Genomic DNA, 16,836 nt, shown 5'->3' with positions numbered 1-16,836 from the left:
CTGCTGACTTAATCAGCTGTTGCTACCTTTTTACCATGTTCAACGACAAGTTCCAGTTCCTCGGCCAAATTAGCCAATTCTTTACTAATTGTTTTTGTCTGTTGTATCATCGTTGTATTGTCTGTTGTTCCTTGCTTAATCTGCCTTAATGCCGTTAGTACCTGCTCGCCGGCGGTTTGCTGCTGCTGGATAGAAAGAACAATTTGCTGGACTGCATCGGTTGTCTGATCGGCTGCATTCTCGATGTCATAGATAATAGAAACAGTGCGCTCTGAATAGGCCAGCCCTTCTTCAATTCCTTTAGTATTTTTTTCAGAAGCAACTACCTGCCGGCTTACTGCTGCCACAATTTCATTACTTTTCGTTTCGATCTCTTTTGTTGATTCCATGACACTATCGGCCAGGCGTCTGATTTCTAAAGCAACTACCCCAAAACGTTTGCCGGCTTCCCCGGCGCTGGCTGCTTCCAGCGCGGCATTAAAGGCAATCAGGCGAGTCTGGCTAGCAATATTATTAATAAACTCCATGATTTTGGTAACTTCTTTGGACTTATGACCTAAGGCAACAATCTCCTGGATATTAACTTGATTATCATTATAGATTTCCTTCATTTTTTCCATTAAGGCTTCGACTTCAGCAACGCCTTGCCGGGTTCTTTGCAAAGTCTGCGCGGCACTATCGGCCACTCCCTGGCTATGATTACTAATTAAAATAGCTGATGAGGAAAATTCCTCCATAGTTGCGGAAATTTCACTTACCGAAGAGGAAAGCTCAATCGAAAAGCTGGCCTGGGTTGTTACGGTTTCATCCATTTTTGTCGCATAGGCATTTACTTTTGTAATGGCTCCGGTCAATGGCCGGGTTATATACCGATTAAGAAAGAAACCGGCTATAGCAATAATAAGTATAAGTGCAAAAGCTGCTATCAATAAATATCTTTGCACCGTAGACCATGCCTCTTGTTGAATATCGCCTTCTTCTTTATGGACAGCCGCCGTTACATCATCAAGATATACGCCTGTTACTACCAGCCAGTTCCACTTGCCGATGATCTTGCCATACGATAATTTGGGTTCGGTTTTTGAGGAACCTGGTTTTAGCCAGGTATACTGGATTGTACCTTCACCTTTTTCTTTGCATTGTTCAAGCAGCTTCAGCAAGAAAGCTTGATTATCGGCATCTTTTATCGTTGTTAAAGACTGCCCTTCCAGGGGTTGATCAATATGGACAGCCAGACTGCCATTGGTATTGATAACCAAAAAGTACCCATCAACACCATAGCGGGCATTGCGCACAAATTGTTTTGCCTCGTCCTCTGTCATTAAGGATGCAGCACTGGAAATTGCTTCAACAAGATTTTTCATGTTATCTGTTTTTTGCTTATAAAGCATATCCTGGTATTCCCGCAACCGGACTTCACCGCGCTGAAGTGTGCCAGTAACAGAAACATAGGACAATAAGGCCACTAAACAACACATGAAAAGCGCCATAAGTCCAATTATTTTTACCTTAAGACTACTGTTCATTTATATTCGCTCCTTGTGACTGCACTGTATATCTGTTTATCGATATGACGTGTGAGTTGTTTAAATAGATGATTTTTGTAAAAGTCAATCAGTATGATTAGGTTATTTTCCTGCGGTAAAAGTCCCCAGACACCTTTATTTCCCGTGGCTACAGTCAGAATATCAGGCAGTTTACGAATATCGCTGACTTTGCATGTTGTCACCTCGTCAGGCTCATTAATGAGGATTGGTGTTTGGAGTTTCTGCTTGATGAGCAGCATTTTTGAATAATGGCAATTCGCAACAGGACTTGCTGTGAGCAGTTGTTCAAAACCTACAGCGGATTCGGTTGGATCAAAATTCGTTAAATAAGCAATTTGGTCAATATCAATTCCATAGCGCCTGTCACCTAGCGAAACGATCAATAGTTGGAGTTCATTTTGGTACATATCTATTGCCACGTTAGGAATTTACCTTTTCTATAAGTAAAGCAGCGTCCAGGACGGTTACCAGGTTATGTCGATATTCAAACTGACTTATTGCAAAACGCTTAAAACGTTCGTCCAGGGTTGACAGTACCTGTTTAGTTTCAGAATTAGGTATCTCCACAACATCTACGATAGTATCCACCAGAATTCCATTTCGCCCGTCACCAGACCGTACCATTACTATGAAAGCACCTGTTGTCTCATAACTAGCCTCATTCATACCGAGTATTTGTTTTAAATCAAGCACTGCAGCCACATCGCCGCGTAGGTTGATTACTCCCGGAATGAGCGCAGTTGCACCAGGAATCCAGGTTAGCCCCGTATATGGCAGTATTTCACGGGCTTGGCTGCCACAGAAGGCAAACAAATAGTCCCCTAGTTGAAAAATGAAGAAGCTAACGTTTGGTTCATCTATTTTAACAATTTTTTCGGTAAGGTTATGGGCATCAATTTGGCTTAGAATTGTGTCGCTTTTTAATGGTTTATCTGCCATCTTTCGATTGTTCTCCCTCAAATATATATATTTCTCTATAATATAGCATGAAGTTGTTTTATTTTACCAGCATTTTTCGCGGGCAGAGGCATCAGAAAATATTCAAAATTGACAGAGCAGAGCGATTCGAAAGGCCTTCTTAACTAGACGAAAGGCTAATTTGGTGGTAGTATGGTAATAATGCCCCTTTTCTATTTGCTCTAGGAAGGGGGCTTGGTCTATTAGAAAAAGGAGTTTGGATAATTATGAGTGCGATGAAATCAAATCTACTGTTATTATTGGCGGCTGCTATCTGGGGCTTTGCCTTTGTGGCGCAACGGGTAGGCATGGAGCATGTAGGACCTTTTACTTTTAATGGAGTACGCTTTGTACTGGGCAGTCTTTCGCTGTTGCCGCTGATTTTCTATTTTCAAAATAAGCCGCAATCATCACCCAAAGTGAGTGCCAAGGGAGCTTTGCTGCCAGGCTTTTTAGCCGGCTTGATTCTCTTTACGGCAGCCTCATTGCAGCAAATTGGCCTTATCTATACGACGGCAGGCAAGGCCGCATTTGTTACTTGTCTATATATTGTACTTGTACCTATTTTAGGAATATTTCTGCAGCAGCATGTTAGCAAGACCACCTGGTTTAGCGCGGTGCTGGCGGTGGTAGGATTGTATTTGTTATGTGTTAAAGAAAGTTTTTTTATTTCCTATGGTGATTTGCTGCAATTGATAGGTGCTTTATTCTGGTCGGTACATATTCTGCTGATTGATCACTTTGCCGACAGGGTGGATGTGTTGAAGTTGTCCTTTTTTCAGTTTGTTACCTGCGGTTTGCTGAGTATAGGTACGGCTCTTGGGTTGGAGACTATAACTCTGGCGGGGCTTAGCGGGGCACTCATCCCCATTTTGTATGGCGGCTTTTGTTCAGTGGGTATTGCTTACACTTTGCAGGTAGTTGGCCAAAAACATTCTCCACCGGCACAGGCGGCCATTATTCTCAGTATGGAAACGGTTTTTGCCACGATTGGCGGTTTTTTGCTGTTGAACGAATGGCTGGGTTTTCAGGAATTAGTGGGCTGTGCCTTAATGTTAGCCGGCATGTTGTTAACCCAACTGCAGGATGTCCAGACTGTAGCCGGAGTAGAGATGGCGGAAGAAGCCAATGGTAAAAACTAGTTAAGAACAGGAGGATGTTGTTATGCGGAAAAATAGGGAAGAAGTACAGGCTGGCGAAGGTCTGAGGAATAAGAAATGCGTATTGGCTAACATATTGATGTTGATGACAATTCTCTTTTGGGGAATATCTTATGTAAGCATCAAAATTACAGTTACCGAGGTACCGCCAGTTACGACAGCGGCGATTCGCTTTGTAATTGCCTCAGTGCTACTGTGGTTGTTGCTCAAAAGAGTTGAGCCTGGTGCCAAGCTGGCCAGGGCTGATATTTTATCGATGGTATTAGCTGGCTGCTTAGGCATTACGCTATATTTCTATTTTGAGAATATTGGTATAAAATTGACGACAGCTGCCAATGCCTCACTGATAGTGACAATTATCCCCATTCTGGCAATTGGTTTGGATATACTATTTTTTGGAGCAAGAGTATCGGTGATAAAGATAATCGCAATCGCCATTGCGATTATCGGAGCCTATCTTTCGGTAACAGCTAATGGTCAGCTTGATTTAAATTCTGCCAATTTTGTAGGGAATCTATTTGTGGTGGGAGCTATGTTGTCCTGGACGTTCTATACACTTGTTAATAAATCGCTACAGAATAGGTATTCAGGAATGTGCATGACAACCTATCAAACAATGATTGGTACAATATTTCTTATACCATTATCCTTTACCGAGCGCAGCGACTGGCAGATGCTATCACTGACTGCATGGGGGCATATTTTATTTTTGTCGATATGCTGTTCGGTGCTTGGTTATCTATTTTATATGTATGTGCTAAAGCAGTTAGATGTTGCTATTACCACGCTGTATCTTAATCTGGTTCCTGTTGTGGGTGTAATTAGCGGCTATTTTATCTTAGGGGAACGTGTGTTGCCTATTCAGATTGCTGGTGGTGCAGTAACCTTATTGGCCATTATCGTTATGAATTGGGAAAGAGCAAGGCAAGAAAAAATTGGTGAAAATGTAGTCGAGGGGGTATAAACTTGGTTTGTAGCAGGCGTTTAGAAGAAAATTTCCGTAAGCTGGCAGTCATTGGTGCGCAGGCGGACGGCGGCATTACGCGTTTGGCCTTCAGTGATACCGATTGGGAGGCAAGGGAATTTATTATTGAGCTTATGAAACAGGCAGGACTTGTTGTTCGCGTTGACGCGTTTGGTAATCTTATTGGCCGGCGGGAAGGAACCGATAATGCAGCGTCTGTTGTCATGCTGGGCTCACATATTGACAGTGTACCAAATGGCGGCAACTTTGACGGCGTGCTGGGTGTATTGGCGGCCATCGAAGTAGTCCAATGTTTGCAAGCGGCGGGAACACAAACCTATCATCCTATTGAGGTTGTGGTATTCATGGCCGAAGAGTCCAGCCGTTTTGGCATGGCGACAATGGGGAGTAAGGCGTTTTGTGGTGAACTGTTGCCGGCTCAACTGGAGCAACTTATGGATAAACAGGGTATGACACTGGCCGAAGCTATGAGGCAGCGGGGGCTTGATCCTGAGCTGGTTGCTGCCGCGAGGTATACTGGTGCGATTAAGGCTTTTTTTGAATTACATATTGAGCAGGGTACAGTGCTGGAGAACGCAGGCGAGCAAATTGGTATTATCACCGGGATTGCGGCACCGACACGCTTTAAAGTAGTGATCACTGGACAAGCAGATCATTCTGGGGCTACACCTATGAATATGCGGCAAGACGCCTTAACAGCGGCGGCCGAAATAGTACTGCTGGTGGAAAAGCTGGCTGGCCAGGAAGCTCATAACGGCACTGTAGGTACGGTCGGTATGATTACGGCTGAGCCGGGAGTTATGAACGTTATCCCCGGACGTGTTGAATTGGGAATTGATATTCGTGGCATTATTGCAACTAGTAAACAACAGGTAATACAAGAATTGACAGCAGGCCTGGGAGAAATAAAAAAACGCCGTGGCGTGGCAATAACCAGTAGTATACTTACTGATGAAAAACCTGTTGAAATTTCCCGGGAAATAGTCGAATTCTTACAGGGCATAGCAAAGGCCGGGCAGTATGCCAGCAGGCTGATGCCCAGCAGTGCCGGCCATGATGCCATGCATTTGGCTTGCATTGCTCCTGCAGGGATGTTGTTTATACCCTGTAAAGACGGAATTAGTCACAATCCGGCAGAATGGGCCAATATCAGGGATATTACCGCCGGTACTCAGGTATTGTTCATGGCAGTGAGCAAACTGGCTGGCAGAGAAGGCTAAAAACCATAAATATGAAATATGGAAGGGAGTATAGTCCATGAGTTTTCGAGCTTTGCGAGTAGCGGCTGTTCATGATATTTCTTGTTTTGGCCGGTGTTCCTTAACTGTAATTTTGCCGATATTATCCTGTATGGGCATTCAAGTGTGTCCGTTGCCGACGGCGGTGTTAAGCACCCACTTGGGTGGTTTCACACAGATAGCTTTTTGTGATTTTACAGAGCGTATGGCTGATTTTTATTATCACTGGCAAAGAGAAGGCATTGATTTTGACTGTATCTATAGCGGCTTTTTAGCTTCAGAAGAGCAAATTGATACAGTAATCCACTTTATTGAGGAGTTTTCAGCCAACAAGCCTTTGATAGTGGTTGACCCGGTGATGGGGGATGAAGGCAAGCTCTATTCAGTATATACACTCCAAATGCAAGAACATATGAAACGGCTTGTTAGTAAAGCCGATATTATTACCCCCAATTTTACCGAGGCTTGTTTTCTATTAGGCGAGGATTATACGGAGCAAGCAGTAGCAGTTGATTTGCTCAAAGAATGGCTTGTACGGTTGGCTGGCTTTGGTCCGTCAGTTGTTATCATGACAGGAATTCCCTTTGGTGGTAAACAAATCATGAATATTGGTTATGAGCAGCGTACTGGTTCTTTCTGGCAAGTACTTAGCGAGCAGATTCCAGCGAAATATCCGGGAACAGGTGATGTTTTTGCCAGTATCCTGGTTGGGGGCTTGCTGTCTCAGTATAGTGTACCAGCGGCGATGCAACTGGCAGCCGATTTTGCTGCTATGACGATCAAGACTACCTATAAGGCTGGTACCCCCACCCGGGAAGGTGTAATGCTGGAAAAGGCTCTGCCTTGGCTGGTCCGGATGCGGGCAAAGCATTAATAAGTATTCTATTACATTAACCATAAGGAGAAAACATATGAATGAAAAACGCAAGCTGACTACAAAAGACATTGTCTATAGTGGCGTGTTAGCTGCCATGTGCGCGATAGCTACTTCGCTCAAAATTCCGTTTGGTGTGGGGGCAATGGTTCATCTTGGTACCGCTTTTTTATTTACTGTTGGCATTTGTTTCGGCGGTGTCTATGCGGGTTTGGCCGGTGCTATTGGGTCAGCCTTCTATGACTTGCTCATGGGATTCTCACCTTATACTGCCTGGTCTTTTATTATCAAGGGTACTGCTGGTCTTATTGTTGGTTTTGTTGCCAAAGGGGTGTGGCCAGCACCGGTAACAAGTGAAGGCAGTTGGGCTTGGCGTGCCTTGACCGGTTGTATATTGGCAGCGGCTTGGACACTAGGCGGTTATATTGTGGCTTGGTGGCAAATAACGGGTAGTTTAGCAACGGCTTTTGCCAACATACCAAGTTCACTTATGACTTCTGGTGTTGGGGTGGTAGTGGCTATGATATTGTCGCCCAAACTACGTAAGATTGTAAATAGATAGTTTTTTTATTTCCTCTTGAATGTTTTTAACAAATTGGATATAATATAAATGAGCATATGCTCAAAAGGAAGGTTGATAGTTTGTGCCAAGGCAGCGTTGTTGCGGATTAATTGATGAAGAACCATTCTGTAGAAAATTTTCCCCTGAGGTTGAGTGCGGGAAAAAGCCGGTTGTTGTGCAACTGGAAGAATTGGAAGCAATCCGCCTGAAAGATATCAAGGATTTTGAGCAGGCTATTTGTGCGTCGATGATGGGTTTATCCAGACCAACATTTCAAAGAATCCTATATTCTGCTAGGCAAAAAGTTGCAACGGCGTTAGTGGAAGGCAGAGCTATTATTATTGAGGGAGGGAATTATGTTATGAAAAATCGAGTTTTTGAATGTGTGGATTGTCATCATGTATGGGAGGTAGCTCCATGTACTGAAGGCGGAAAACATGGTTACGAGATTGCTTGTCCCCAATGTGGCAGCATGAAAAAAATGAAGTTGGACAATGGAGTTAAACATGCCTGTGGTGGTGCACAGCATCAACATGGTCAAGGCGGTTGCTGCGGCGGTCACTAAGCGATGTGCAGTCTGACCGCATGAGTGAAATTGCGGATAAATAAAAGCTGCGGCAAGAAGAACCACCTAAATTTTTTCGAATTTAGGTGGTTCTTCTTTACTAGGTGGTGTCATGCGGTTTAGAAAGAAAAATTACAGGTAGTATTGTTAGTTGCGATACTTAATTCGCATTTATCTTTTTTTGCTTTTGTCGAGGCCAAGCTGGCAAGATTAATAAGATTAGAAATTGTACGAAGTATATTCTGTGAGCTCTCTTGATTCTTTTTTCTTTCTACAATGCCTGCTGATACTGTAACGGATATATTTTTATGAAACGTATAACGGGAAATTGTTCTTAATAGATTTTGGGCAAAAATGCAGCACTTATCAACATAATACGGGGTAAGTACTAAAAATTCATCGCCGCCAAATCTAGATACATATGTTTGTTCTGTCATATTGGTTTTGAGGATTGTACCTAGTTCCTTTAATATGATGTCTCCAGCGATATGACCGTGCTCTTTATCAATAAGGCCAAAATTATTAACATCAAAAAATGCAAGAGATATTTCTTGATTATTTTCGATTAAGCGCGTAGCGTTATAATAAATAAAATCGCTTTTAGGAAGCTCTGTTAAAAGGTCAGTGTGCTTTCCCAATTCAACCTCTAAGAGTGATTTCGTAATGATGCCAACAAGGTGATCGTTGTCCAGAACCAATAGCAGATCAGTATTGTTAGTATCAAAGATTTCTTTGGCTTTCCATATAGATGAATGAGCATCAATATAGACAATATGATCTGACATGGCATCTGCGGCAATCCTGTTGGGATGTGCTTGCAGTAAATTTTTATATGTTAATACCCCGACAATTTGGTCGTCTTCCATTACCGGGAAGCCATCGCATGGATTTTCGGCAACAAGACTTTGAATATAACGCAGACCGTCAAGCACGTCAACAATAAAATATTTTTTTATCATTATGTCAAATACATATCGGATCATATTTCTATTGATTTGCTAACAATAATAGTGATATTAAGCTGTACCTTTAGTATCATTGTTTCGTTAGCAATTTTTTCTCCTTCTTCTAAAACTAGCGATACTAATTTATCTTGAGGCAACATATTGAGTAAGGACTTTCTTACGACAATCGCTTCAATAGCCGGGTGCTCTGTTTTTCTTATTTCATACTGATCGGGCGATAAAATGTTTACCATTCTTTTTGCTGCCTCCGGACCGATGGGCGCCTTCCTTCCGATGATTAATACATCCTGCATGGGAGGAATTTCAAATTCGGATAATCGCATGTTTATTTCTACTTTTTTACTGCTCTCTGTAGGATTGCTCATGACGTTTGCCCCCTTTTTACTGAAAACATAGTTAACCTTCGTGTTGACTAAATCAGAAAATATAATGTCATTACCTGTAGTAGTAGTATATATAACCCTGCTCAAGCAGGGGGGGATAACTCTGTAAAACTCAACCTCATGTATAAAAAAAGCAGGCCAACGCCTGAGTGCATGATCTATAAATTATTATAACAGCAGCCTAAAAAGCAGTATTGTAATATTCAAAAGTATATATCTATGCATATCTATGCAGGCTTATTTTGAGACAGCTTTAGCGACTGGAAGCATTTTGTCATTATGTAAAAATATATTATATATTTTTACATATATTTTAATGAAATGTCAAGAAATAATTGGGTATTTAGACCTAGAGTTTTAGGACTTTTTAACTAAGAAATTAAAAAGTGACGTAGTTAACGATTTTGTATTATAATAGTATTGACATTTTGTTTTACTCTCCAATGAACAAGTGACTAGTAGTATTGCTGATGTTGCCAAAGGCAGTTCAGAACAAGCTGAAGGTTCTCAGTCTCTTACGGCTCAGGTGGAAGTATTGGCAAATGCGGTTAATGCTTTAAATTCGTTGAGTGAAGCCATATCTGCTCAGGAGTTAATAACAAAAAATAAGATTGAAGTTTCTAACTCACTGCTCAAGCAAGTTGAGGCCGCTATGGATGAGATCAGTTCCCAAAGCGGCAGCGTCCAGCTACATATAGCCAAATTGGAAAATATGTCGGGAGAAATTACGCAGATTGTTGAAGTAATCACTGCTATTGCCCAGCAGACGGCGTTGCTGGCCCTGAATGCTGCAATTGAAGCGGCCCGTGCAGGTGAACAAGGGCGGGGCTTTGCCGTTGTTGCTGACGAAGTAAGAAAGCTGGCAGAATAAAGTGAACAATCGGCAAGCGAAATTGCTCAGGTAGTAAATAACATTCAGCAGGAAATCGGTACTGCGGTTACTTTTACTGTTGAAAATGCAACGGCGGCGAAAAAGGGAATGGAAATGTCGAATGCTATCTGTAAGGCGATTACCGATATCCAGGATGCTGTGAATAAGATTGGTGAGCAATTGATTACTGTCAGAGAAAAGATAGTCATCCTTGATTCAGTCGCTGATGTAACCGTAGCAGCTACTCAAAATATTTCGGCTGTTTGCCAGCAGAATGCCGCTATGGCCCAGGAAGTGTCAGCCTTGGCAGAACAGCAGTCCAATTCGCTTAAAGATGTAATGGCTGAAAATCAAACAATTACTGCGGAAACAGGTGTATTAAATAATATGATTCATAAGTTTACCTATTAGGTTATATTAATCATTATCATGATAAAGTGAATAGTATGTGTTAAGAATAAAGAAAGTAATACGGAACAGTACACTGAAAGTGATGGAAAGGAGTAAACATGAAACTTGCTATGTTGGAAAAATATGCTCAACTAGTAGTAAAAACAGGGATAAATATTCAGCAAAATCAGACGCTCGTCATCTCTTCGCCACTGGAATGCGCTCCCTTTGCCAGAAGCATTGCCACGTTTGCCTACAAGGCTGGTGCCAGGGAGGTGGTTATGAATTGGAAAGATGAGTTATCTTCCAAGATTAAGTTTTTGCAGGCACCTGAAGAGATATTTGATGAATTCCCTGAATGGCAGAAGGAATTTTATCTCTTTTATGCCCGTCAGGGTGCGGCCTTTATTAGTATTGCTGCTTCTGATCCGGAATTATTAAAGGATGTAAATCCCGAGCGGGTAGTTAGGGTGCAAAAGGCCGGTAATACAGCACTTAAAGAGTATCGTGAACGTATGATGAGTAACAAAAATGCCTGGAGTGTTGTATCAATACCCACTCAGGCCTGGGCGCAGAAGGTATTCCCCGAAGTATCTGCTGAGGAAGCTATGGAAAAGTTATGGACGGCCATTTTCAAGGCCGTGCGGGTGGACACTGCTGATCCGGTTGCCGCGTGGCAGGAACACAGCCGTCAGCTAAAGCAAAGTATGGATTATCTAAATTCCCATAAATTCAAGCTGCTTCACTATAAAAACTCGTTGGGTACTGATTTAAAGGTAGAATTGCCAGCTGGGCACCTATGGCTTGGCGGGCCGGAATATACAGCCGATGGTATCGAATTTGTTGCCAATATGCCGACAGAAGAGGTGTTCACTCTCCCGGAAAGGTCAGGTGTCAATGGTGTGGTAGTGAGTTCAAAGCCACTGAATTATAATGGCACATTGATTGATAAGTTTTCGTTAACATTTAAAGACGGGCGGATTGTTGACTGTAAGGCGGAGCAGGGGCAAGCGGTACTTGAAAAGCTTGTAGAAACTGATGAGGGTTCTCATTATCTGGGCGAGGTAGCCCTTGTTCCTTATAATTCTCCCATCTCTAACGCCAATATTTTGTTCTATAATACATTATTTGACGAAAATGCCTCCTGCCATTTGGCTATCGGTAAGGCATATCCTATCTGCCTGGAAAACGGGGCTGCAATGAACCAGGCAGAATTAGAACAAGCCGGGGTTAATGACTCTATGGTACATGTTGATTTTATGATTGGTACAGCTGACCTTGAGATAACCGGAACAACAGTAACCGGGGAGATAATTCCGGTATTTAAAAACGGTAATTTTGTTAATGGCTAAAAAAAGAGGAAGTCACTGAGTGGTTCTGTGACTTCCTCTTTTGGGTTTATACGTATTGCATTATGCTTATTTTCTAAAGCCGTTTGATTTATAACGCGGTTTGCCACCTGCAGCGGCGGGTTTTCTATTTTCTTGCGGTCTGCGTTTGCCGCCGCCGTAGGAACGGCTGCGTAACGGTGCTTCCTCAGTAATTTTAATGGGTGTACCGTCTGGCTCTTTGGTTAATAGTTTAAGTGCGGCCGACAGCAAGGCAACAGAATCTGTTTCAGTGAGCAGCTCTTCAGCCCGACCGCGGTATTGCTCAAGTCCGCCGTCTTCAATCTGATTGAGTAATTTTTCAACAGCTAAGCGTTGCTGGCCTTCAATAGCCTCAGTTACGGTAGGTACAGGCATCCGCACAATCTTGCGCTTGGTTAGCCGTTCGATTGAACGCAAATGGTCTAGTTCCCGGGGGATAACAAAGGTCATGGCCAGACCGGTTTGACCGGCGCGGCCTGTACGGCCAACCCGGTGCACATAGCTTTCCGGGTCCTGGGGAATATCAAAGTTGTAAACATGGGTGACACCGCTGACGTCTAAGCCGCGGGCAGCCACATCGGTAGCGACGAGAATATCGATAATGCCTTCGCGGAATTGGCGCAGGACGGAATCGCGTTTGGCTTGGGTAAGGTCGCCGTGAATGCCTTCAGCGGAATAGCCACGCTTTTTTAATCCTTCGGTCAGTTCATCTACCCGGCGTTTAGTTCTGCCGAAAACAATCGACAGTTCTGGTGACTGGATATCCAGGAGGCGGCAGAACACGTCAAATTTTTGTCTGTCAAGCACTTCCATATAATATTGCTCAATAAGTGGAACAGTTACTTCTTTGGACTTGATGCTGATAAGTGCCGGGTCCTTTAAAAACCGTTGGGCCAAGTTTTGAATCTGACGAGGCATGGTAGCCGAAAAGAGCAAAGTTTGGCGGGAATCAGGCGTAGCGCTCAATATCTTCTCAATATCCTCAATGAAGCCCATGTTGAGCATTTCATCGCCTTCGTCCATAACTACCATTTTGATATCGTTAAGTTTAATTGTACGGCGATCCATATGGTCCATCAGTCGGCCAGGGGTAGCAACAATGATTTGCGGTTTCCTTTGTAAGGATTTAATTTGACGCTGAATATCCTGCCCGCCATAGATAGGGAGGGTCCGTACATTTGAGAACTGCCCAAGTTTGTTGAGTTCTTCGGCCACCTGAATGCACAGTTCACGGGTTGGGGTTAACACAATGCCAAAAGTTGCCCCAACACTTTTACCAATGTTTTCTAATAAGGGAATGCCAAATGCGGCTGTTTTACCTGTACCGGTTTGGGCCTGTCCAACCAAATCTTTACCGGCAAGTAATATCGGGATAGCCTGTTCCTGAATCGGTGTCGGCTCTTCAAAGCCCATATCGCTAAGGGCGCGTATTGTTAAATCGCTAATTCCTAGCTCTTTAAATTTTTCCAATTAATGTAGCCTCCTTGTGTTGCTTAAATCTTTTTTTAAATAGTATCGCCAGTCTGCAAGTGATTATATACTGCTTTGCCGTATTCCATAAAGAAAGTTAACTTTTCTTTATCCTGTTTTTAAGAAAGGTCATTTTTCTGTTGGGATAAAATAATGGAATCTATAATGATCTTTTCGAAGATGGTCAGCTCATCTCAGTAATATCAAAATTTGCTCAAGAGCAAAAAAATTCAGTTTTGTAAATTTGCTATAGCCAGGAAGTGGCAAAACCCAGGCTATGGAACTAAACTGCTTCATTATGTTATCGCCGCGGCTAAAGCCAGTCGGCAACCGCCCTGTATTAAAGGTTCGGTTTAAAGCCAACATTGGATAAACTTTGACCGGAGAGATACTAAGTATATCATAGTAAAGAAATAATTACCAACAAAATATAAAAAAAATCACGGTAAGCGCTATTTTATTGCAGGATAATTGATAAGTTTCAAGAATAGAACAAAGTTATGCTAATTGTTAGAATGTTAGCGATTCTCATATTAATGAAAGAAGGATAGTGTGTGACTACTGAACGGTTGAAGCGACAGATCGAGTTCATTGTTGAAATAGATAAAATTAAACAGATATATCGGAAAAATTTTGTTATTTGCAGTGAGCGCCATGAAACAGACGCGGAACACTCCTGGCATTTAGCTATTATGGCTATGCTACTTGCTGAGCATGTTACCAGTCAGCAAGTAGATGTGCTTAAGGTACTTAAAATGGTTCTTATTCACGATATTGTGGAAATTGATGCTGGTGATACTTATTGTTTTGATAAACAGGCTGGACAGGATAAAGAAGAGCGGGAAACTAAGGCCGCCGACAGGCTATTTGGCTTGCTGCCCGGAGACCAGGCTCAGGAATTTCGCTCTTTATGGGAGGAGTTTGAACAAAGAGCCAGCTCGGAAGCTCGTTTTGCTGATGCCTTGGACAGACTACAGCCATTGTTATTACATTATCATACGCAGGGAAAATCATGGCAGTTAAACGGGATAACTAGCGATAAAGTAAAAGAACGCAACAGGCGAACAGCCGCAATCGCCGTTGAGTTGGGGCGTCTTGTTGACGAGATTATCCAGGATTCTATCAAAAAGGGCTATCTTCAGAATAGCTAAGAAAGCATTATTGACAAAATACTAGCAAGCTGTGATAATGTATAACATAGTTACATGTTTTTGATGCTACATACTACAATATAGCTGGTAGTTCTAAACAAATATATGTTGCTAATGGACAGTTTTCTCAAGATAGCAAAATTCATAGCTAAGGTAATGATTGGGTTAAAGCAGCGGCTAAGCTGCAGCAGAGAGCCGGTGGCAGGTGTGAACCGGCGCGGCAGCCGTTAGTAAATCTCCCCCATGAACTCTTTTGTCGAACTCTAATAGGTGTGCAAGTAGACAAAAGCGACTTCCGGGCGTTAACCGGAGTGTAAGTATAATGTAGGGTGGTACCGCGAGTAATTCGCCCCTATTGGCGTAGTGATGATATGCCAATAGGGGCTTTTTATGTTTAAAAGGAGGGAATGAAAAATTTGACTGACAAAGCGACAAAATTACGTAAGTTATTGATGGGACCAGACATTTTGGTATTACCGGGAATTTATGATGCGCTGACAGCCAAAATTGCCGAAAAAGTTGGATTTAACGTCGTGGTTATGGGGGGGTACAGCATTGCAGCCGCAAAGTTGGCGCAGCCTGATGTGGGCTATTTGTCAATGACTGAGATGGCAGAAGCAGTCAAGGTTATAAATAATGCGATTGACCTGCCGGTAATGGCTGATGGCGATACCGGCTATGGTAATGCGCTAAGCGTGCGGCGTACGGTGCGCGAATATGAGCAAGCCGGTGCAGCAGCCATTATTTTTGAGGATCAGGTCTGGCCAAAGCGCTGCGGGCACATGGGTGGCAAGGAAGTTATTGCTCCTGAGGAACATGAACAAAAAATACGGGCTGCTGTAGAGGCTAAGGTTAATCCGGCAACCTTGATTGTTGCCCGCACAGACGCGCGCAGCGTACTGGGTTTAGAGAATGCTATCGAGCGTGGTAAACGCTACCTGGCGGCTGGAGCCGAAGTGCTGTTTATTGAAGCTCCTCAAGACGAACGGGAATTAGAACGAATCGGTAAAACCTTTCCTGATTCCATTCTAATTGCCAACATGATTGAGGGCGGCAAGACGCCGGGGTTAACCGCAGGGCAGCTTCAGGCATTAGGCTTCAAAATCGTCTTTTGGCCCTGTACGGCACTCTATACGGTAGTACATTCGTTAACAGCTATCTTTACTGAACTGAAAGAAACAGGTACTACCAAGTGTTATGAAGATTCGATGCTTAATTTTAGTGAATTTAATCAGTTTATTGGCTTAGAAAAATTTCAGGAGTTAGAGCAAAAATACAAATGTGGTGGAGGGAAAAACACATGAAAAAAGCAGGAATGATTAGGACTGTAATAACATTGTTGGTGGTAGCAGCGTTAGTTGTATTGGCAGGCTGTAGCAAGTCCTCAGACCAAAAGCAGGCAGTCAGCACCGGGGCCAATGGTAAGGTTGTGGCTAAACTGGCTCATAATTTGCCTGTTGCCCATCACTTAGCCCGGGGTATGGAGGATTTCGCCAAGAAGGTAAATGAAAAGTCACAAGGCAATATTCAGATAAATATTTATCCGTCAGGTCAGCTTTATAATGATAAAAGCATGAATGACGCTGTCATGAACGGCGGGGTAGAGATGGGGCTTAACTCTACAGCCATGTGGTCTTCGGTTATTCCTGCGATGGAGATCTTTGATGTGCCATTTTTGTTTCCTAGCTATGATCGTATCGAAAAGGCCATTGCTGGTGGAGTGGGTGACAAATTATCCGGAGAAATGGAGAAAAAGGGCGCTAAGGTATTAATTTGGGCCGATTATGGATTTGTTCAATTTGGCAATAACAAACGCCCGCTTACCAAACCGGAAGATTTTAAAGGCTTGAAACTGCGGGGCTATGGTGAACTTCCTTCAGAAACTATTAAAGCATTAGGAGCATCGCCTGTAACCATGGGATCTGGCGAAGTCTACATGGCTATGCAGCGTGGCACTATCGATGGACAAACCTCTGGTACGACGGCTATGTATGAACGGAAAATGTATGAGGTTTCTAAATACCTTACCATGACCAATCATGCTTTCCCTGAGTTTGTAGTATCAATCAATCTCAAATTTTGGAATAGCCTGACGCCAGAACAGCAAAAAATTATGCAGGAGGCTGCTAAAGAGGTAGGCGATTCGATCAGAGCTGAAGCTAAAAATGAAGATCAAAAGACGCTTCAGGCATTAATAGATAAAGGTGTAGAAGTCTATGTTGTTCCTGAAAGCGAAATTCCTGTTTGGCAAAAAGCCACTGAACCGGTACAGGAGCTGTTTATTAAACGTACCGGCCAGATCGGACAGGAATTGATTACTATCTGTAAAGGTCTTAAATGATTGTTTA

17 protein-coding genes, 1 pseudogene and 1 other annotated feature are annotated in these 16,836 nt (G+C 42.9%); of the genes and pseudogenes, 12 read left to right on the top strand and 6 right to left on the bottom strand.

Annotated features, from left to right (window positions below; genetic code table 11):
• Nucleotides 1–8 precede the first annotated feature (8 nt).
• Genes AC1ECB_RS18040 through AC1ECB_RS18030 form a run of 3 tightly spaced genes read right to left on the bottom strand, consistent with a single transcriptional unit; the run spans nucleotide 9 to nucleotide 2,486 of the window.
• Nucleotides 9–1,526 (bottom strand): methyl-accepting chemotaxis protein, encoded by a 1,518-nt coding sequence (locus AC1ECB_RS18040; protein WP_485665071.1) that lies wholly within the window; start codon nucleotides 1,524–1,526, stop codon nucleotides 9–11.
• Nucleotides 1,523–1,954 (bottom strand): hypothetical protein, encoded by a 432-nt coding sequence (locus AC1ECB_RS18035; RefSeq protein WP_485665070.1) that lies wholly within the window; start codon nucleotides 1,952–1,954, stop codon nucleotides 1,523–1,525. The genes AC1ECB_RS18040 and AC1ECB_RS18035 overlap by 4 nt, the downstream gene beginning before the upstream one ends.
• A gap of 13 nt (nucleotides 1,955–1,967) precedes the next feature.
• On the bottom strand, nucleotides 1,968–2,486 hold the full coding sequence (locus AC1ECB_RS18030) for a chemotaxis protein CheW (RefSeq protein WP_485665069.1): 519 nt from the start codon (nucleotides 2,484–2,486) through the stop codon (nucleotides 1,968–1,970).
• A 245-nt stretch (nucleotides 2,487–2,731) separates the two neighbouring features.
• Between AC1ECB_RS18030 and AC1ECB_RS18025 the strand changes: the two genes are divergently transcribed.
• From AC1ECB_RS18025 to AC1ECB_RS18000, 6 genes are all read left to right on the top strand, one after another.
• Nucleotides 2,732–3,646, top strand: a complete 915-nt coding sequence (locus tag AC1ECB_RS18025) for a DMT family transporter (RefSeq protein WP_485665068.1) — start codon at nucleotides 2,732–2,734, stop codon at nucleotides 3,644–3,646.
• A gap of 22 nt (nucleotides 3,647–3,668) precedes the next feature.
• Nucleotides 3,669–4,628 carry a DMT family transporter gene (locus AC1ECB_RS18020; protein WP_485665067.1) on the top strand — a complete coding sequence of 320 codons (960 nt, stop codon included), beginning with the start codon at nucleotides 3,669–3,671 and terminating at the stop codon, nucleotides 4,626–4,628.
• Nucleotides 4,629–4,630: 2 nt separating this feature from the next.
• On the top strand, nucleotides 4,631–5,869 hold the full coding sequence (locus tag AC1ECB_RS18015; protein ID WP_485665066.1) for a M20 family metallo-hydrolase: 1,239 nt from the start codon (nucleotides 4,631–4,633) through the stop codon (nucleotides 5,867–5,869).
• 37 nt (nucleotides 5,870–5,906) lie between these two features.
• Nucleotides 5,907–6,761, top strand: a complete 855-nt coding sequence (locus AC1ECB_RS18010) for a pyridoxamine kinase (protein WP_485665065.1) — start codon at nucleotides 5,907–5,909, stop codon at nucleotides 6,759–6,761.
• A gap of 37 nt (nucleotides 6,762–6,798) precedes the next feature.
• On the top strand, nucleotides 6,799–7,323 hold the full coding sequence (locus AC1ECB_RS18005) for an ECF transporter S component (RefSeq protein WP_485665064.1): 525 nt from the start codon (nucleotides 6,799–6,801) through the stop codon (nucleotides 7,321–7,323).
• A gap of 82 nt (nucleotides 7,324–7,405) precedes the next feature.
• The gene (locus AC1ECB_RS18000) at nucleotides 7,406–7,888 is read left to right on the top strand and encodes a DUF134 domain-containing protein (protein WP_485665063.1); all 483 of its coding nucleotides are present in this window, start codon (nucleotides 7,406–7,408) and stop codon (nucleotides 7,886–7,888) included.
• 119 nt (nucleotides 7,889–8,007) lie between these two features.
• Here the strand turns inward: AC1ECB_RS18000 and AC1ECB_RS17995 are convergent, their stop codons facing one another.
• Together AC1ECB_RS17995 and AC1ECB_RS17990 are read right to left on the bottom strand one after the other, a co-directional pair.
• Nucleotides 8,008–8,847, bottom strand: a complete 840-nt coding sequence (locus AC1ECB_RS17995) for a GGDEF domain-containing protein (RefSeq protein ID WP_485665062.1) — start codon at nucleotides 8,845–8,847, stop codon at nucleotides 8,008–8,010.
• A 20-nt stretch (nucleotides 8,848–8,867) separates the two neighbouring features.
• Nucleotides 8,868–9,218 (bottom strand): hypothetical protein, encoded by a 351-nt coding sequence (locus tag AC1ECB_RS17990; RefSeq protein WP_021169441.1) that lies wholly within the window; start codon nucleotides 9,216–9,218, stop codon nucleotides 8,868–8,870.
• A gap of 469 nt (nucleotides 9,219–9,687) precedes the next feature.
• Here AC1ECB_RS17990 and AC1ECB_RS17985 point away from each other — a divergent pair.
• From AC1ECB_RS17985 to AC1ECB_RS17975, 3 genes and pseudogenes are all read left to right on the top strand, one after another.
• Nucleotides 9,688–10,104 (top strand): annotated as a pseudogene (locus tag AC1ECB_RS17985) (methyl-accepting chemotaxis protein); the annotation flags it as partial.
• Nucleotides 10,105–10,215: 111 nt separating this feature from the next.
• On the top strand, nucleotides 10,216–10,518 hold the full coding sequence (locus tag AC1ECB_RS17980) for a hypothetical protein (protein ID WP_485665061.1): 303 nt from the start codon (nucleotides 10,216–10,218) through the stop codon (nucleotides 10,516–10,518).
• Between the two features lie 98 nt (nucleotides 10,519–10,616).
• Nucleotides 10,617–11,849, top strand: a complete 1,233-nt coding sequence (locus AC1ECB_RS17975) for an aminopeptidase (protein ID WP_485665060.1) — start codon at nucleotides 10,617–10,619, stop codon at nucleotides 11,847–11,849.
• Between the two features lie 66 nt (nucleotides 11,850–11,915).
• Here AC1ECB_RS17975 and cshA read toward each other — a convergent pair whose 3' ends face one another.
• Nucleotides 11,916–13,337 carry a degradosome RNA helicase CshA gene (gene cshA / locus AC1ECB_RS17970; protein WP_485665059.1) on the bottom strand — a complete coding sequence of 474 codons (1,422 nt, stop codon included), beginning with the start codon at nucleotides 13,335–13,337 and terminating at the stop codon, nucleotides 11,916–11,918.
• 554 nt (nucleotides 13,338–13,891) lie between these two features.
• Here cshA and AC1ECB_RS17965 point away from each other — a divergent pair.
• The 3 genes from AC1ECB_RS17965 (at nucleotide 13,892) to AC1ECB_RS17955 (ending at nucleotide 16,829) form a co-directional block, all read left to right on the top strand.
• Nucleotides 13,892–14,488, top strand: coding sequence for an HD domain-containing protein (locus AC1ECB_RS17965; protein ID WP_485665058.1), 597 nt, complete (start codon nucleotides 13,892–13,894; stop codon nucleotides 14,486–14,488).
• Between the two features lie 147 nt (nucleotides 14,489–14,635).
• Nucleotides 14,636–14,845: a binding site (T-box leader), on the top strand.
• A 50-nt stretch (nucleotides 14,846–14,895) separates the two neighbouring features.
• Nucleotides 14,896–15,792: an isocitrate lyase/PEP mutase family protein gene (locus AC1ECB_RS17960; protein ID WP_485665057.1), complete on the top strand. Its 897-nt coding sequence runs from the start codon at nucleotides 14,896–14,898 to the stop codon at nucleotides 15,790–15,792.
• The gene (locus tag AC1ECB_RS17955; RefSeq protein ID WP_485665056.1) at nucleotides 15,789–16,829 is read left to right on the top strand and encodes a TRAP transporter substrate-binding protein; all 1,041 of its coding nucleotides are present in this window, start codon (nucleotides 15,789–15,791) and stop codon (nucleotides 16,827–16,829) included. Before AC1ECB_RS17960 ends, AC1ECB_RS17955 begins: the two co-directional genes overlap by 4 nt.
• The last annotated feature ends 7 nt before the right edge of the window (nucleotides 16,830–16,836 follow it).

This window comes from Sporomusa sp. 246TCP1, from assembly GCF_057319775.1.
This window is presented reverse-complemented; position numbering and strand designations above follow the sequence as displayed.

Bases quoted from the DNA above. Each gene is read 5' to 3' on its own strand.
- AC1ECB_RS17955 (WP_485665056.1), top strand. From the start codon at position 15,789: ATGAAAAAAGCAGGAATGATTAGGACTGTAATAACATTGTTGGTGGTA.
- AC1ECB_RS18010 (WP_485665065.1), top strand. From the start codon at position 5,907: ATGAGTTTTCGAGCTTTGCGAGTAGCGGCTGTTCATGATATTTCTTGT.
- AC1ECB_RS18005 (WP_485665064.1), top strand. From the start codon at position 6,799: ATGAATGAAAAACGCAAGCTGACTACAAAAGACATTGTCTATAGTGGC.
- AC1ECB_RS18040 (WP_485665071.1), bottom strand. From the start codon at position 1,526: ATGAACAGTAGTCTTAAGGTAAAAATAATTGGACTTATGGCGCTTTTC.
- AC1ECB_RS18025 (WP_485665068.1), top strand. From the start codon at position 2,732: ATGAGTGCGATGAAATCAAATCTACTGTTATTATTGGCGGCTGCTATC.
- AC1ECB_RS17960 (WP_485665057.1), top strand. From the start codon at position 14,896: ATGAAAAATTTGACTGACAAAGCGACAAAATTACGTAAGTTATTGATG.
- AC1ECB_RS18035 (WP_485665070.1), bottom strand. From the start codon at position 1,954: ATGTACCAAAATGAACTCCAACTATTGATCGTTTCGCTAGGTGACAGG.
- AC1ECB_RS17980 (WP_485665061.1), top strand. From the start codon at position 10,216: ATGGAAATGTCGAATGCTATCTGTAAGGCGATTACCGATATCCAGGAT.
- AC1ECB_RS17990 (WP_021169441.1), bottom strand. From the start codon at position 9,218: ATGAGCAATCCTACAGAGAGCAGTAAAAAAGTAGAAATAAACATGCGA.
- AC1ECB_RS18030 (WP_485665069.1), bottom strand. From the start codon at position 2,486: ATGGCAGATAAACCATTAAAAAGCGACACAATTCTAAGCCAAATTGAT.
- AC1ECB_RS18020 (WP_485665067.1), top strand. From the start codon at position 3,669: ATGCGGAAAAATAGGGAAGAAGTACAGGCTGGCGAAGGTCTGAGGAAT.
- AC1ECB_RS17975 (WP_485665060.1), top strand. From the start codon at position 10,617: ATGAAACTTGCTATGTTGGAAAAATATGCTCAACTAGTAGTAAAAACA.
- AC1ECB_RS17995 (WP_485665062.1), bottom strand. From the start codon at position 8,847: ATGATAAAAAAATATTTTATTGTTGACGTGCTTGACGGTCTGCGTTAT.